The 16,463-nt window shown below is 53.9% G+C and carries 9 protein-coding genes; 5 read left to right on the top strand and 4 right to left on the bottom strand.

Translation table 11 applies throughout. The features are described 5' to 3' along the window. Positions 1-52 precede the first annotated feature (52 nt). From K9N21_01315 to K9N21_01300, 4 genes are all read right to left on the bottom strand, one after another. Positions 53-496, bottom strand: a complete 444-nt coding sequence (locus K9N21_01315) for a nitrous oxide reductase accessory protein NosL (GenBank protein ID MCF8142537.1) — start codon at positions 494-496, stop codon at positions 53-55. Positions 497-843: 347 nt separating this feature from the next. Next, entirely contained in the window at positions 844-1,377 is a 534-nt protein-coding gene (locus K9N21_01310) for a nitrous oxide reductase accessory protein NosL (protein MCF8142536.1), read from the bottom strand. Positions 1,378-1,430: 53 nt separating this feature from the next. Continuing rightward, entirely contained in the window at positions 1,431-4,697 is a 3,267-nt protein-coding gene (locus K9N21_01305; protein ID MCF8142535.1) for a CusA/CzcA family heavy metal efflux RND transporter, read from the bottom strand. Continuing rightward, on the bottom strand, positions 4,690-6,390 hold the full coding sequence (locus tag K9N21_01300; protein ID MCF8142534.1) for an efflux RND transporter periplasmic adaptor subunit: 1,701 nt from the start codon (positions 6,388-6,390) through the stop codon (positions 4,690-4,692). The genes K9N21_01305 and K9N21_01300 overlap by 8 nt, the downstream gene beginning before the upstream one ends. 915 nt (positions 6,391-7,305) lie before the next feature. Between K9N21_01300 and K9N21_01295 the strand changes: the two genes are divergently transcribed. The 5 genes from K9N21_01295 (at position 7,306) to K9N21_01275 (ending at position 16,388) form a co-directional block, all read left to right on the top strand. After that, complete coding sequence (locus K9N21_01295) at positions 7,306-9,732, top strand: SBBP repeat-containing protein (protein MCF8142533.1); 2,427 nt, start codon at positions 7,306-7,308, stop codon at positions 9,730-9,732. Between the two features lie 218 nt (positions 9,733-9,950). Beyond that, positions 9,951-11,390, top strand: a complete 1,440-nt coding sequence (locus K9N21_01290) for a DUF1566 domain-containing protein (protein ID MCF8142532.1) — start codon at positions 9,951-9,953, stop codon at positions 11,388-11,390. A gap of 183 nt (positions 11,391-11,573) precedes the next feature. Next, the gene (locus tag K9N21_01285; GenBank protein MCF8142531.1) at positions 11,574-12,308 is read left to right on the top strand and encodes an FKBP-type peptidyl-prolyl cis-trans isomerase; all 735 of its coding nucleotides are present in this window, start codon (positions 11,574-11,576) and stop codon (positions 12,306-12,308) included. 61 nt (positions 12,309-12,369) lie between these two features. Continuing rightward, positions 12,370-12,675: a hypothetical protein gene (locus tag K9N21_01280; protein MCF8142530.1), complete on the top strand. Its 306-nt coding sequence runs from the start codon at positions 12,370-12,372 to the stop codon at positions 12,673-12,675. A 50-nt stretch (positions 12,676-12,725) separates the two neighbouring features. Further along, on the top strand, positions 12,726-16,388 hold the full coding sequence (locus K9N21_01275) for an FG-GAP-like repeat-containing protein (GenBank protein ID MCF8142529.1): 3,663 nt from the start codon (positions 12,726-12,728) through the stop codon (positions 16,386-16,388). Positions 16,389-16,463: the final 75 nt, after the last annotated feature.

Genomic DNA, 16,463 nt, shown 5'->3' with positions numbered 1-16,463 from the left:
GACACTCCCATAATGAGACAGATGAAAAAAGCATCCGATTTTCTCTCGAACATCAATCCAGACCTTTGATCAAATCAGGTGTCACGTCATTGAAGCGAATCAGCGTTTTTCCTGCGTGATCCTTCATGAATTCCTTTGCGTCCGCTTCCTTTTCAAACGGTATGAGTTCCCTCCCCATAGGTCCATAGACATCGCTTCCAAGAACATACCAGGCCTTACGACCGTCGATGGGGGCCATTTCATAATAATCCGTGACATAGATGAAGGCAATGTCGGCCAGATCCCGTGACGCATCATATTTTTTGATGTCAAAGTAATATTTAAACAGATCCTTGACGCCGTCAAAAAGTGCATAGGCGCCGTCCTTGAAGATGATCTGGGCCAGAAAATCGGGGTACTTCGCCACGAACATCCCGCAGACCGGGCATTTATCCGTTTTTAAGGCCTTAACCGGCGTTGCTTCCCCGGCCGGCGCCAAGAGGAATGTCAGACACATGGCAACAAGAGCGATTTTGATAATTTTCATGATGCCTCCTGTAATGAAGTAAATCGTGCCTAAACGAAAACCCGGTTCAGGCACAATTGAATATTCGAGAATTGAAAATTGAAAACTGATGGAACAAAATTTACATTAACAGAACCTCTTCTCATATTTCACTGTTTCTTGATTTTCCGGGTTTCCGTTCGGGTACCAAATCGTGAAATATCCAATCCCGGCTCGCATTCAGCCAGACGGTGTTGATTTCGCTTCCTGGGACCCGGGGTACGGAACCACCGAGTTACACCGGTTCGCCTGCTTTAGCCGTCTGACCGAATGGGTGCCGGATATTTTTTTCAAACTTGCTATTGATGGCCTGACTTTTTCATCTTCATCATTTTCATCTTCTTTCTCTTGTCCCGTATCATCTTTGTGTCGGCATACATGCTTTCATAGGCCGCCTTCATGGCCTCATCAAAGGTCGCCAGCGTTCCACCGTTCAGCATGATAAATTTTTCCGCGTCCTCTTTGGTTCCGAAGGCCCATTTGGCCTGTTTGGTCATGACGCCGGGCTTGTTCCCGCCAATAACCCAGAAGGCCGTTTCCGCATCAATGAGCTTTTTGGTGTTGAAGTCTCCCACCTGCACCGAACTGGGTGTTTTATCGATATTCAGGGCGAGATCAACCGCCAGGCAGTGAATGCTGCACGTCCCCAGGACCGATCCGTCATCATAGACCACGAGCATCCTGCTGTGCGCAAATTTGCCCCTGTCCATGCCACAGTACTTGCAGGTGGGCTCCTTTTGAATATCTTCCTGAACATCATTCGCACCCAGAACAACTCCGGTCGTGGACAAAAAGAATGAACACAACACCACTAACAGAACTCCTTTTTTCATCGTAGCCTCCTTTTGGTTTAGGTTTGATTAAAAGACGCCTCGTCGTGAACCATTCACGTTTGATCCTGTACGGTTTTCTTGACATCGGAGTTCCATTTCCAGATCTCATAAATCGATGGATACACCAGAAGTTCCAATAGAAATGAGGTGAAGATCCCGCCGATCATGGGCGCTGCAATGCGTCGCATCACATCGGCCCCTGTGCCCATGGACCACATGATCGGCACCAGCCCAAGGAACATGGTGGCCGTGGTCATGAATTTCGGTCTGAGACGTTGGACAGCCCCATCGAGAATGGCGCTTCGCAGTTCATTCAGGCTGCGAAGACGGCCTTCCTTTTTGGCCTTTTCGTAGGCGATGTCCAGGTAAAGAAGCATGAAAACGCCGGTTTCCGCATCCACGCCAAGGAGGGCGATGAGCCCGACCCATACCCCGATGCTCATATTATACCCCAACCCATACAGCAGCCACACCGCGCCGACGGCCGAAAACGGGACCGCCAGCAAGACAATGCAGGTCTTGATCGCTGATCGGGTGTTCAGATACAGGAGCAGAAAAATCAGAAACAGGGTCAGGGGGAGAATCATTCCAAGTCGCTCCCTGAACCGCTCCATGGCGATGTACTGGCCGCTCCAGATAACCGCATACCCTGCCGGGAGCTTTATCTTTTCCCTGATGAGGCTTCCGGCTTCCTGGATGTAGCTGCTTGTATCGCGGCCGGCCAGATCCACGTAAACATAGCCGGTCAACAGGCCGTCTTCATTGCGAATCATGGCGGGTCCGCTGGTCACCTTGATATCGGCAAGGAGGCCAATGGGAATTTGTCTCTCCCCCTTCGGGCCTGCCACCAGAACACGTTCAAGAGATTGCAGATCTGTCCGGAAATCGCGCATGTAGCGCACATTGACCGAATAGCGTTCCCTCCCTTCCACGGTCGTGGTTACGGTCTTTCCGCCGATTGCGTTCAACACTGCGGCCTGGGCGTCGTCCATGCTGAAGCCGAAAAAGGCCAGTTGCTCTCGGTCCCATTCAAAGTCCAGAAAATACCCGCTCCCCGTGCGTTCGGCAAATGCGCTGCGGGTCCCTTCGACAGCGGGCAGGAGGGCCTCGATCTTGGATCCGATCTCCTCGATCACCGCAAGGTCGGCGCCTGATATTTTAAGCCCTACCGGCGTTCGTATGCCGGTGGTGAGCATATCGATCCTTCCCTTGATCGGCATGGTCCACCCATTGACCAGCCCCGGAATCCGGAGCGCGTCGTTCATGAGGCTGATCAGTTTTTCCGAGGAGATGTGATCCGGGGTGAAGCGGCGCAATACGACCTTGGCCCATTCCGGCGCCCACGACGAATACCAGGTATCCACGGGTCGCCATTTTTCTTTGGGATGGAGAATGATCACGGTTTCCATCATGGATAACGGCGCCGGGTCCGTGGATGTCTCGGCACGGCCGGCCTTGCCCAATACCCGATCCACTTCCGGAAACTGCTTGAGAATCCGGTCCGTATTCTGCAGTAGTTGCTGTGCTTGGGCAATGGAGATGCCCGGCATGGTGGACGGCATGTAGAGAATGGCGCCCTCGTCAAGGGGGGGCATGAATTCAGACCCCAGTCGCAGAAAGAGGGGAACCGTGCCGATCACCAGCAACAACGCCGCTGTCAGCACGATCCATTTCCATCGAAGGGTCCACTCGGCAATGGGTTGATAGAGTCGAATCAGGACGCGGCTGATGGGGTGTTTCTCTTCGGAGTGGATGGTCCCGACGAACACGGCATTCGTCACCCGGCACAGCCAGCGGGGACGAAAACGATAGGGGTGCAGCCTGGTGAAAAACAGCCGCAACGCCGGATCCAGGGTAATGGCCAACAGCGCGGCAACAAACATGGAAAGGGTCTTGGTGTAGGCAAGGGGTTTGAACAGACGGCCTTCCTCGCCCTCGAGGGTGAGTATGGGGAGAAAAGAGACGGCGATCACCAGCATGGCAAAAAAACTGGGGCCGGCAACCTGCTTTACGGCATCGATGATAACCGTCCGATACTCTTTTTTCCGGCCGCTCTCCTCCCATTCCTCCAGTTTCTTGTGGGTCTGCTCCACCACCACAATGGCCGCATCCACCATGGTTCCGATGGCGATGGCAATGCCTCCTAACGACATGATATTGGCGGTGAGCCCCATCAAGCGGAATGGAATAAACGCCAGCAGGACGGCGATGGGGATGGTGATCATCGGAATGATGGAACTGGGAATGTGCCAGAGGAAGAGGAGAATCACAAGGGAAACGGTTACCATGACTTCCACCAGGGTGGACTTGAGGTTGTCGATGGCCCGGTGAATCAACTCCGATCGGTCGTAGATGGGAACGATCTTGACCCCGGAAGGGAGTCCCGGCGCGATATCACGGATTTTAGCCTTCACGCGGTCAATCACGTCAAGGGCGTTTTGGCCCTGCCGCATGACCACGATCCCGGAGACAACCTCTCCGTCGCCGTCAAGATCGGTGATGCCCCTGCGCAGATCCGGTCCGGAAACCACCTGTCCGACATCCTTGACGCGAATGGGGATGCCGTCGTCACTGGCGGCTAACAGAATATTTTCAAAATCGGCGACGGATTTGGCATAACCGCGTCCCCGGACCATGTACTCGGTCCCGCCGAACTCGATCAGTCGCCCCCCCACCTCGCTGTTTCCCCCCCGAACCGCTTCCACCACCTGACGGATGGAAAGATTGTAAAACTGGAGCCGGTTCGGATCCACATTCACCTGATACTGCCTTCTGAAGCCCCCGATGGGCGCCACCTCGGCAACACCGGGAACCGATTTCAGATAGTATCGCAACACCCAATCCTGATATGATCGAAGATCGGCCAGGCTGTGCTGTCCCGACTCATCCACCAGGGCGTACTGAAAGATCCAGCCCAGACCCGTGGCATCCGGGCCCAGTTCTGTTTTCACCCCTTCAGGGAGCTGGGGCAGAACCCCGGAAAGATATTCAAGGGTCCTGGAGCGGGCCCAGTAGATGTCGGTACCATCTTCAAAAATTACGTAGACGAAGGAATACCCAAAATCGGAGAAGCCGCGAACGGCTCTTACCTGCGGGGCACCCAGCATGGCGGTCACGATGGGATAGGTCACCTGGTCTTCGATGATGTCCGGACTTTGGTCCCATCGGGAATATACAATCACCTGGGTGTCGCTGAGATCCGGGATGGCGTCCAGTGCAACATGGTTCATGGACCACCAGCCAGCGATACACGCGACGCCAACGAGGGTAAAGACGATAAACCGGTTCTGAACGGAAAAATCAATGATGCGGTTAATCATTCCCCGGCTCCGCATCAGAGGGGATGCCTGATTTTTCCCTGTCTGAAGATCCCTTTTCCGTCTCCGGTGTTGCCATGAGTCCGATGGTGGCCAGTTTCATCCGGCTTTCCGAATCAATGAGAAAATTGCCTGAAACAACAATCTGTTCTCCCGGAGCAATTCCCTTGACGATTTCAACCCGATCGCCGAACTGCCAGCCGGTCACCACCTCCCGGGGCTCGAAATACCCCTCTCCAAGGGCGATGAAGACGATTTTTCTCCGCCCGGAATCGAGTACTGCATCCGCCGGAACCGTGATGGCCTCGGGAAGGGGGATGAGAAAGTCCACATTCACAAACATGTCCGGACGAAATGCATTTTGGGGATTATCCATCTCCAGACGAACCTTCAGCGTGCGCGTTGTGGCGTCGAACTCAGGAAAGATGTCGCTCACGACGGCGTCAACGGGCTTGTTTTGTCGGGGAAGAGATACCCGGGCACGCATACCCGGTTGAATATATTTGGCATCGGTATTGAAGACGTCCGCCAGAATCCATACCCTGCTGAGATCGGCCACCCGAAAACACTCGGTACCGCGAAACACCTTTTCAAGGGGTGAAACACCGCGGTCGATCACCAGCCCTGTGACCGGAGACCTCACCTGAATATTCGGGATATATTTTCCCTCCAGTGCAAGCTCAAGGAGCTGGGTTTCGTCAACCCCCAGATCCAGCAGCTCCAATTTGGCCTTGTTGGCATACAGGATGTCGTCTTCGCGCATATAGGTTGGATCTAAATCGCCTTGCCGTCTTTCATTGCCAAAGGGCATGGAGTGATCCGCCATTCCCGGCATGGAGGAGGCCGGTGTATGGGCGGGTGGAGTTTTACCGGGCAAGGGAATTTGGGACTGGGGCAGGCCGCCTGGGGGAGTCGCCTGCAGGGCAAATTTGGGTTTCATGGCTGAAAACGGCATTCCCAGAGTTGATTTGGGTTTGGGTCGGGGCGGGGCTGTTGGCGATTCTTTTCCTGTCTGCATGGCTGCAGAAGGCATGTCCATGGAGGACATGTCGCCGGGTGTCGGTGCGACCTTGCGGGAAGGTCGGGGTGGATAGGGGAGAGGTTGACGGGCTCCGGTAAAATTGGTTGCCGGGAGATACCTTCGCCCTATGTTGGAAAGCTCAGCCAGATATCGCTGTTGCCATGAGAAGAAATCATAGTCGTAGATTTTGATGAGGGCCATGAGCTGGCCTTTTTCCACCAGGCTGCCGGTGGTGCTCCCCGGGATGTAGGACATCCACCCATCCACCGCGGAAATGAGCGGGAATACCCGGTTTTCATCCGCTGCGATGCGTCCTAATGTGCGGATCCGGTGGGTTTCCGAGGTCCTCTCCGCTGTGCCAATCTGCACACCGATGATCTGTTGTTTTTGAGGGGTTATTTTCACGGTGCCGAGGGACATTGCCCCCTTTGGGTCCAGGGCGAACGATCCCGATTCCCGATCGTCGTAAACGGGCTCCATCGGCATACCACACGGCGCAAGTCCTGGTTTTTCAGACACATTCGCCGGATTCATGGGGTCCACATAGTGAAGGATCCGGCGTTCTTCTCCAAGATCGTCGGTTTCGGCAGTCCAGCGTTGGCTGTACCAGGTACCTCCCCGAAACGATGCGATGAGAAGAATGAGGAGCAGAAACATAAAGAGGAATTTTTTCATAGTATCAATCAGCCTGCTTTCCGCCTGAATCGAGGTATCAAACTCCTATGTTTTTTTTGAGACGCTCCTGGGGAAAAGTACCTCCTGTGGGGCCGTTAAGACACCGAAGATGTTGGTGCGTAAAAGGTTTCAGGCCCACCCTGGCACCAATGTATTGGACCTGGATCTGGTCAGCCGGTTTCTTTGGTTTACAATGATCTGTGATGACTTCCATGGCGTTCCAGATCAAGTCGGCCATAATATTCTACTTTAATCGACCGCTTGTCAAATGGAAGACCGGGTTGTTTGGGCCATGGCCTCTCCAAAAATGAGGGTATTCAGACGGGTATTCTCCAGCCATCCTTTTCCTAAACGTCACTTTTTTCACATTTTTTCAGGACGTTATCTTGTTGCGAAAGGTCATGTAATATGGAGTACAAATTTTTTTAAGAAATTTTTGAGAATAAGGGATAGACCCCATTGCCGTTTTTTTTTACGGAAATTAAAATGCTGTCAAATCGTGAATCCTTCTTCACACTTCACACAAAAAAGAGCAAGAAAACAAAAAAAGGAAATTTCGGGCCGGGCTATGGAGCGCACCCATTGCGGTTCTGGAGCCGTCTTACCGCCAATAGCGTTTCCACATTCCGGGTTATGGCAAAATCCGCCTTTACCATAAAAAGGCCCCGAGTCCGTTACCCCAGCGAAAGCCGGGGTGATTGTTTATTTCCCTGAGATCTCTAATCCTTGATGGTCTGGTAAAGGTTTGCAATCCAGCCTTTTCAGTAAGGACAACAGGGTAAAATCACTCGGTTCGAATGTGGCGTTTTGGACTTTTTATTGGCCCATCAGGATTGGGTGAAAGACGTTAATATTTTTGGGAGCGATCGGGTTGGTTACAAATAGACGATTCCTATTTTGCAAGAAGGAGACAACATGAAGACAAAACTTGGATTAAATCTCCTGCCGGCCATTGTTTTGTTTCTTTTCTCTGTTTCATTCCTATGGTTTTCAGGGGCTGCTGCGTCTGGAAAGGCTGACAGGGAGAGTATCCTGGAGGCCTATGGAAACCTGCCGCTACACTTTATTGAAAACAAGGGGCAGCTTGATTCCAGAGTCAGGTTTTATGTCAAGACATCCGGTCAGACCCTGTATTTTACAGATGAAGGGATCGTATTCGACCTTCTTCGCTGGGAAAAGGCGGCCTGGAAGAGGACACGGGGGCCGAAAAAGGGTCCATACACCTCGGAGGAAAAACCAGAACGGCTGGTGTTCAGCCTTGGGTTTGAAAATGCCCGGGAAGGGGTCTTGATGGAGGGTTTGGACCGTCAAGAGGGTGGCATCAATTTCTTGGCCGGCAATGACAGGAGTCAATGGAAGACGGGCATTCCTACCTATCGGGGAGTGGTCTACAAAGGGGTATACAAGGGGATCGACCTGAAGGTATTTGGAAACGGCAAGGACATCGAGTATGAATTTGTTGTAAACCCGGGGGGGGAACCCGAAGATATTTTATTAACCTACAATGGAATAGAAGGACTCGCCAAAAACGGGGAAGGAGAACTTCTCATAGCGACCGCATTCGGCCAACTCAAAGAGACGAAGCCCTATATCTATCAGGAGATAGAGGGCGAAACGGCGGTGGATGGAAGGTTTGAAATCCTGAGCCCTGCCGGTCAGTCCCAAACCGGAAAATTTTCGTACGGATTTCAGGTCGCCGCCTATGACCCCTCCTATCCCCTCATTATCGATCCCGTTCTTTCCTACTCCACCTATCTGGGGGGAAGCAGTGGCGATGATATCGGGATGGGAATCGCCGCAGACGCCTCAGGCAACGCCTACGTCGCAGGATATACCTATTCCAGCAATTTTCCAACGAGCACCCCGTATCAGGGGACCTTCGCCGGTACCTCAGACGCCTTCATCACCAAGCTTTCCTCATCGGGAAGCGCCCTTTCCTATTCCACCTATCTGGGGGGCAGCAGTTGGGATGTTGGATGCGGAATCGCCATAGACGCCTCAAACAACGCCTATGTCACGGGATACACCCTTTCCACCAATTTCCCCACGAGAAACCCGTACCAGGGAACCCTCGGCGGTGACTTTGATGCCTTTGTGGCCAAACTTTCCCCGTCGGGAAACCTTTCCTACGCCACCTATCTGGGGGGGGGGGGCAAAGATTACGGATATGGAGTCGCCGTGACCGCCTTAGGAAGCGCCTTTGTAACGGGAGATACCGCTTCCGTTGACTTTCCCACGGCATCTGCGTATCAGCCAACCTTTGGCGGCAGCTCTGATGATCCCTTTTTCGGCAGCGGAGATGCCTTTATTGCCAGGCTGTCCTCAGACGGAAACACCCTGTTTTTTTCCACCTATCTGGGGGGCAGCAGTTCCGACGCCGCATATGCGATAGCCATAGACAATACGGGCAACTCCTATGTCACGGGATATACCGCCTCCATGGATTTCCCCACGTTAACCCCGGTTCAGGGGACCCTGGGCGGCAGCGCTGATGCCTTTATCGCCAAACTTTCCTATACGGGAAGCGCCCTTTTCTACGCCACCTACCTGGGGGGCAGCAGTTCCGATTCGGGATATGGGATCGCCGTGGACGCTCCGGGCAACGTCTATGTCGCGGGAGAGACCTACTCCACCAATTTTCCCACGGTAACCCCGCTGCAACTCTCCCTCGGCGGCGGTTCCGACGCCTTTATAACCAAGCTTTCCGCAACAGGGAACGCATTATCCTACTCCACTTATCTGGGAGGCGCCGGTGCCGAGTCCGGAAATGGAATCGCCGTAGACGCCTCAGGGCGCGCCTATGTCACGGGATATACCGCTTCTCTCAATTTTCCCACGTTCGCACCGATCCAGGCGGCACTTGGCGGCAGCTCCGATGCCTTTGTCACCAAGCTCACCTCAGCGGGAAACGCGTTTTACTATTCCACTTACCTGGGGGGAAACAGTAGCGATTATGGAAACGGAATCGCCGTAGACGCTTCAGACAACACCTATGTTACGGGATATACCTATTCGGACAATTTTCCTACGGCAAATGCGTATCAGCCGACCTTCGCCGGAGGCGCGGGCGACCCCTTTCTCGGTAACTCCGATGCCTTTGTTACAAAAGTCAGCGCGGTTGTCTTTCCTCCCTGCCCGGAGTGTGACGGAGACCCGGTGGTCCTCACAAACGTAAGATTTCGTACGGGCACCCAGTGCGAATGCGTAGCCACAACATCCATTACCATGGGCCCCAATGTCATCATCGAAAACGGCGCCCAAATCAACTTCAAGGCACCCAGAATAAATATTAAACCGGGCGTAGACATAAGCCCGGGGGCCATCGTGAACATGAACCAGTAATATGTCTAACGCGGATAACCGCAGCCAAAACATGTCTCGCGCAAAGACGCCAAGACGCAAAGAGGTAAAACGTTTCTTGTTTTTTGTGACAGAAAACCCGGAAATAACTCACTAAGCGCCTTAGGGCCAATGTCGGAACCAACGCAGGAATAAGTTCCCAATGCCGTTGGGAATTAACCTCGATTCATCGTCGTTTAGATTGGAAAATGGATACCGTTATGAAAAGAAAAGATCTTACAAAGATTTTTCTATGCCTTGCGATGCTCCTTTTGGCAGGCCATGCGGTTTCCGGCCCAATTCCGGATACGGGCCAAACCAAGTGCTATGATGATAGCGGCGAGATCCCCTGTCCCTCTCCGGGCCAGCTGTTTTACGGGCAGGATGCAAATTATTCCATGAACCCACCCTCCTATACAAAATTGGACCACAGCGGAAATGCGCTGCCGGATTCCGCGGCTTCATGGGCCATGGTCAAAGACAATGTCACCGGCCTGATCTGGGAAACCAAGACCGATGACGGGACCATCCATGATAAAGACAACACCTATACCTGGTACGACAACAACCCGATGTCCAATGGTGGAAATTCCGGTTTTCCGGGCAATGGCACGGATACGGAAGATTTTATCAATGCGTTGAATGATGCCAATTTTGGGGGATATGGAGATTGGCGGCTTCCGACGGTTCAAGAATTGACCTATCTCGTTGATAACGGTGTGTCTCAGCCCGGGCCGACGATCGATGTCAACTATTTTCCCCATGCGATTTCATCGTTTTACTGGTCGTCGAATACTCCCGTCGAGAATATCTACAGGGCCTGGGGGGTGAGCTTCGATTACGGCTTTGATGACACAAAAGGAAAGAACGTTTATGGTTCTGTACGTGCTGTCCGTGGCGTAACAGACTCGGTGTCAGAACCGTATGTCGATAATGGTGACGGTACGGTGACGGACACCTCAACAGGGCTAACATGGCAGCAGGATACGCTGGAGGAGGCGTTCACCTGGGAACAGGCGTTGGCCTATTGTGAAGGCCTCTCCCTTGGCGGTCATGAGGACTGGCGCTTACCCAGCATCAACGAACTGCGGTCTTTGGCAAATTACGGGCGCTATAATCCATCGATGGATACGACCTTCTTCCCCAATGCGGTCTCTTTGCTCTACTGGTCGTCCACGACCTATGCGTCCAATGCTGCCAATGCGTGGGGTATATTTTTCCTGACCGGCGGCGGATACAGCGCCAACAAAGGGAGCCTCAGGCTTGTGCGCGCGGTGAGAGGGGGAATGACGGCGCCTCCATCCCCGTGTCTGCCGGACATAAAGGCCAACGGACAGGACGGGCCTCTTACGGTTTCAGCCGGAACCGCCGTTATTATAACGGTTAGCCTTTCGCCGGGAGATGAGGATGGAAAACAGGCGGATTGGTGGCTTATCGCGAGCGCGTTTGGAGAGTTCTATTCCTATCCCTACACCGAATGGATACCGGGAGTCCGTCCCGTGATGCAATCTCCGTTGGTGACGGTATCCCCTGTGCAGATCTATTCCGGTCTTCTTCAGGCCGGGACCTATATCTTTTACTTCGGGGTGGATACGAATCCCGATGATATTGTGGATGAACCGCTTTTTTATGATTGGGTTGAGATCCGGGTGATCGAGTGATTTTCGAGTACAATTGGACTGAGGGCCCTGTCGACTTCGGCTCGAATGGTGGAAAGGTAGGGTTCTGAAAGCGGACTGGAATGATTCCGGTTGCGCCCGCATAAGAGAAAATGGATGACCCATGAGGAACTTGAATTGAAAAATCGAAGATTGTATTACATAATATGCCTGGCGGTTGTTGCCATGGTGTTTGCGCCTTGGGCAAGGGATAGGGATGCCCGGGCCCAATCTCAGCCGGATATCGCCCCACAGGCCGCACAGGGTGGGCAGACCGCACCGGAGAAGGCCGACGAACCATCTCTTCTCAAGACACAAAGGGATCAGGTGAATTACGCCATCGGCGTCCAGTTAATCGGCAACTTCAAAAAGCAGGAAGTCGATATTGACCTGGAGATGGTGATAAGGGGGATGCAGGACGCCTACTCAGGCAAGGGGCTTCTTATGTCCGATGCCGAGATTCGAAGGGCCGTAATGGCCTATCAGGACGAAGTGCGACGGTCGCAGGCAAGGATCCGAACCGCTTCACTGGAAGAGAACAGGAAAAAGGGAGCGGCGTTTCTGGCGGAAAACATGAAAAAGGAAGGGGTCATAGCCTTGCCAAGCGGCCTGCAATACCGGATCATCAGGTCGGGTGAAGGAAAAAGGCCCACCGACACCGATACCATAGAGTGCCACTATCGGGGAATGCTTATCGACGGTACGGAATTCGACAGCTCCTACCGCAGGGGGCGTCCAGTAAGCCTCAAGGTCAACAGCGTCATTCCCGGCTGGAAGGAGGCGCTCAAGCTCATGCCGGTCGGTTCCAAATGGGAGATTTTTATTCCGTCTGAACTCGCCTATGGAGCGGGGGGAGCCGGCCACCACATCGAACCGGGGGACACGATCATTTTTGAAACGGAACTCCTTGCCATCAAGTGAATGTCCGGGTAAAGAATCGCGGTGTCATTGAGAGAATCAATCCAGGGAAGAGGGGGGAACCATGAAAAAGATGCCTTGTGCAGTTGTCTTTGTTTTACTTAGCTTTATGTGGATTGCCATGGCCGGCGCCGATCAGGACAATGCTGCGGCGACTCAGGACCAGGCAATTCAGCCGAACACATCCATAGACGGAGAGCAGATTATACCGCCCGAGGCGGGGATCGACTGGAAATCCAGGGTCATGATGTTTCGCGAAATCAAGAAGCGGGGCCAAGCCAGTAGAAATCTCCTGTTGGGAGAGGCTGCAAAGGAAAGACAGAAAAAACCTCCGATGCCGACGAAAGTAAAATCACCGACGGATATTTAATTGTATTGTGGCTGTAAAACGCTCTTAACCTTATTAGTTGGGGAAAAATTATGAAAATAAGGCGATTAGTGATTGCGATGACTGTGCTCATGGCATTGACGGTTTCATTTTCAGGCATCAATCCGGCAGGGGCAGTACCTACCCTCGATCCTGCGACCGGCCCCCGCCAATACGGTATACCGGATTACTTCAATACCTTTAACTGGGCCAACTCGCCGCCGCTCCGGAAATTTGTGGATGGGTTGCCGCTGCTGAATCCTGCGGGTCAGAACAACCTGGGTCAGTATATACCCGTGGCCGTTCCCGACACAACCACCTATCCGGGATCCGATTATTATGAAATAGAGATGGGACAGTACCGGGAGCAGATGCACAGCGACCTTCCGCCGGTGGCCGGAGGGGCAGGGGGCACCTTGCTGCGGGGATACCGGCAGACCAATGGACCCAACGGTCTCGCAGAGCCGTTTCATTTTCTGGGGCCGTTGATCATTGCCGATAAGAACACAGCGGTGCGCATCAAGTTTACCAATTCGCTTCCCGTCGGCGTGGCCGGCGACGCGTTTATTCCCACGGATACCACCGTCATGGGATCCGGGGAATTCGAGATCGATTACGATCCGGAGACCAAACTGCCGATTCCGGTGACCCGCGGGGTGTTCACGCAGAACCGGGCGGTCCTCCATCTTCATGGGGGTCGAACGCCGTGGATCAGTGACGGAACGCCCCACCAGTGGATTGCCCCGAAGAATGAAAATACGGTTTACCCAAAAGGGGTCAGCGTGGACTATGTGCCCGATATGTGGTTTGACGCCGCGGGAAACACCATCGCCTCCTGCGCGGGACAGTCCACCTGTGACGTGGCTGGCGCCACCAACAATCCCGGATACGGGTCCCAGACCTACTACTGGACCAACGAACAGAGCTCAAGGCTGATGTTTTACCACGAACACGCCTGGGGAATCACGCGTACGGGCGTCTATGTGGGGGGGGCTGCGGGTTACCTGATCAGGGATGATACTGAAAACGAGCTGATCACAGCCGGGCTGATTCCGGGCAGTGTGGCCGGGGAGGAGATTCCGCTGGTCCTCATGGACAAGACATACGTAGACGCCAGCACCATCCTCGACACGGACCCCACCTGGATATGGGGAAGCCAGCCGGGTACGGTTCTGCCCTGGGATTCCACAAGTGCGGTTCCCGTAACCGGCGATCTCTGGTGGCCCCACGTGTACATGCCTGCTCAGAATCCATTCAATCCGGATCTGAGCGGCGTCGCAGCGTATGGCCGGTGGCACTATGGCCCCTGGTTCTGGCCGCCCACCGATGTTCCCTATCCGCCGGTGGCCAATGAATATTATGATCCGGACTGTGTGCCGGAAGCCGCAAACAATTTTTTCTGCCAGCCACCGCTGAGGCCGGGGACGCCCAATCCTTCCTGGGGAGCAGAGGCGTTCATGGATACACCGGTGATCAATGGCGCCGCTTATCCCACGCTTACCGTGCAGCCCAAGAAGTACCGTTTCCGCATATTGAATGCGGCCCATGACCGTTTTTTTAATCTGCAGTTGTATCGGGCGGCCAATAAAAACAACCCCACCCTTCCGGGAGCCGGCGCGCCGGTCTTTACCGGCCCCACGACTGATCTGACGGAAGTTGCGATGGTTCCTGCGGTAACGACCGTGGGATTTCCTGAGAACTGGCCGCAGGATGACCGGGAAGGCGGCGTGCCGGCTCCCGCCACCAGAGGCCCGGCCATGATTCAGATCGGGTCTGAAGGCGGATTCCTGCCGGGTCCGGTTCTACTGCCCAACCAGCCCATCAACTGGAACACGGATCCCACAACCTTTACCGCCGGCCTGGTGCTTCAGCAGAATGAGGGCGGCGGAACCTTGATGCTGGGTCCGGCGGAACGAGCGGATGTCATCATCGACTTCAGCGAGTTTGGCGGAAAGACATTGATCCTCTATAATGACGCACCGGCGCCATGGCCGGCGCTCGATCCCCATTATGACTACTACACGGGCGCGCCGGATAACAGAGAAATGGGCGGCGCCGATACGACGCAACCCGGCCTTGGCCCCAACACCCGGACGATCATGCAGATTGTGGTAAGTGCGGGAGGCCCTGGCACCGCGACTCCAGATGCCTATGATTCCGCTGCTCTGACCGCTCTGGAGGCCGCGTTCACATCGACACCCGGATCACCGGGGGTTTTTGAACGGGGGCAGGAGCCGATCATTGTTGGGCAAAGCGCCTATAATGACGCGTATGGCATGACTTTTCCCGCCACTGCTCCCAACTGGGGGCTATCGTATATCTGGTCCACCTCCCTCAATTTCATGCGGCCGGATGGGTCCATCGTGACCGACTACCCGATGAAGCCCAAGGCCATTCAGGATGAGATGGGGGAGACCTTTGATGAGTTTGGACGCATGAGCGCCAATCTGGGCCTGGAACTGGCCTCCACCACTGCGGGGATCCAGACCTTTGTGCTGCAGAACTTTGTGGACCCGCCCACGGAAATCGTGGCGCAGGATCAGGTACAGATCTGGAAGATCACCCACAATGGGGTGGATACCCACCCGGTTCACTTTCATTTCTTTGAGGTGCAGGTGCTCAACCGGGTAGGGTGGGATGGGTTCATCTATCTGCCCGATCCAAACGAAATCGGCTGGAAAGACACGGTCAGGATACACCCCCTGGAAGACACGATTGTGGCCCTCAGGCCGGCGCGAATGTATTATCCCTTTACGGTTCCGGAAAGCATTCGCCCGTTGAACCCGGCCGAACCCATGGGGTCACAAGTCGGTTTCAGCCAGCTGGATCCGGTGACGGCGCAACCCGTGGTTCCGCCCGTGGAAAATGTGATGCACAACTTCGGCCATGAGTATGTGTGGCACTGCCATATTCTGAGCCATGAAGAACATGATATGATGCGTCCCATTGTCCTGAATCCCAACGCCAAGGTTGATATTCTCTGGAGAAACGCGTTGAGTGGGGCAACCGCTTTCTGGTTCCTCGATTATTCCGAGCAGGGGGTTGTGAGTGTCGCTGAAAGCCTGGCATCAGAAACCGAACCCGATCTGAATTGGAAGGTTGTGGGCAGAGGCGACTGGAACAGTGACAGCAACGCCGACATCCTATGGAGAAACACGTCAAACGGCCAGAACAGGGTATGGTACATGGATAGAAATATAAAGATTGGAGAGGCGCCCATCCTCCCCACCGTTCCCAATCAGAACTGGCAAATTGTGGGCACGGGGGATTTCAACAGTGATGGTCGCGTTGACATTCTCTGGCGAAACACCTTAACGGGATCCGTAGGTGCCTGGTATATGAATGGGGTGGACTACCTGGGGAATGGATTTACTTCAGTCCTTCTCGATCAGAGCTGGCAAATTATGGGTACGGGCGACTTCAGCGGCGATGGCCGGCCCGACATCCTGTGGAGAAACACCCAAACGGGATCCATCGGGGTCTGGTATATGAATGGGATGACCTACCTGACGTATGCCCTAACGATTCCCGAACCCGATCAGAATTGGCAGATTGTGGGTGTTGATGACTTTAATGCCGATATCAAACCCGACATTCTCTGGAGAAACAGTTCTACGGGCGAAAACCGGATCTGGTTCATGGATGGAATGCAGAGAATCGGGGAAGGCCCGCTCCTCCCCACCGTTACCGATACGAACGAGAAAATTGTGGGATAACGTCACTTTTAGCTTTTCCTGCAGCAATTCCGTTGAGTTCTTAAGGAGACGTCCTCAACGGAATTGCTGTTTTTA

It is taken from the genome of Deltaproteobacteria bacterium (assembly GCA_021737785.1).
GTDB lineage: Bacteria > Desulfobacterota > DSM-4660 > Desulfatiglandales > Desulfatiglandaceae > AUK324.
The sequence above is the reverse complement of the archived record's forward strand: the minus strand, read 5'-3'. Positions and strand labels throughout refer to the sequence as shown.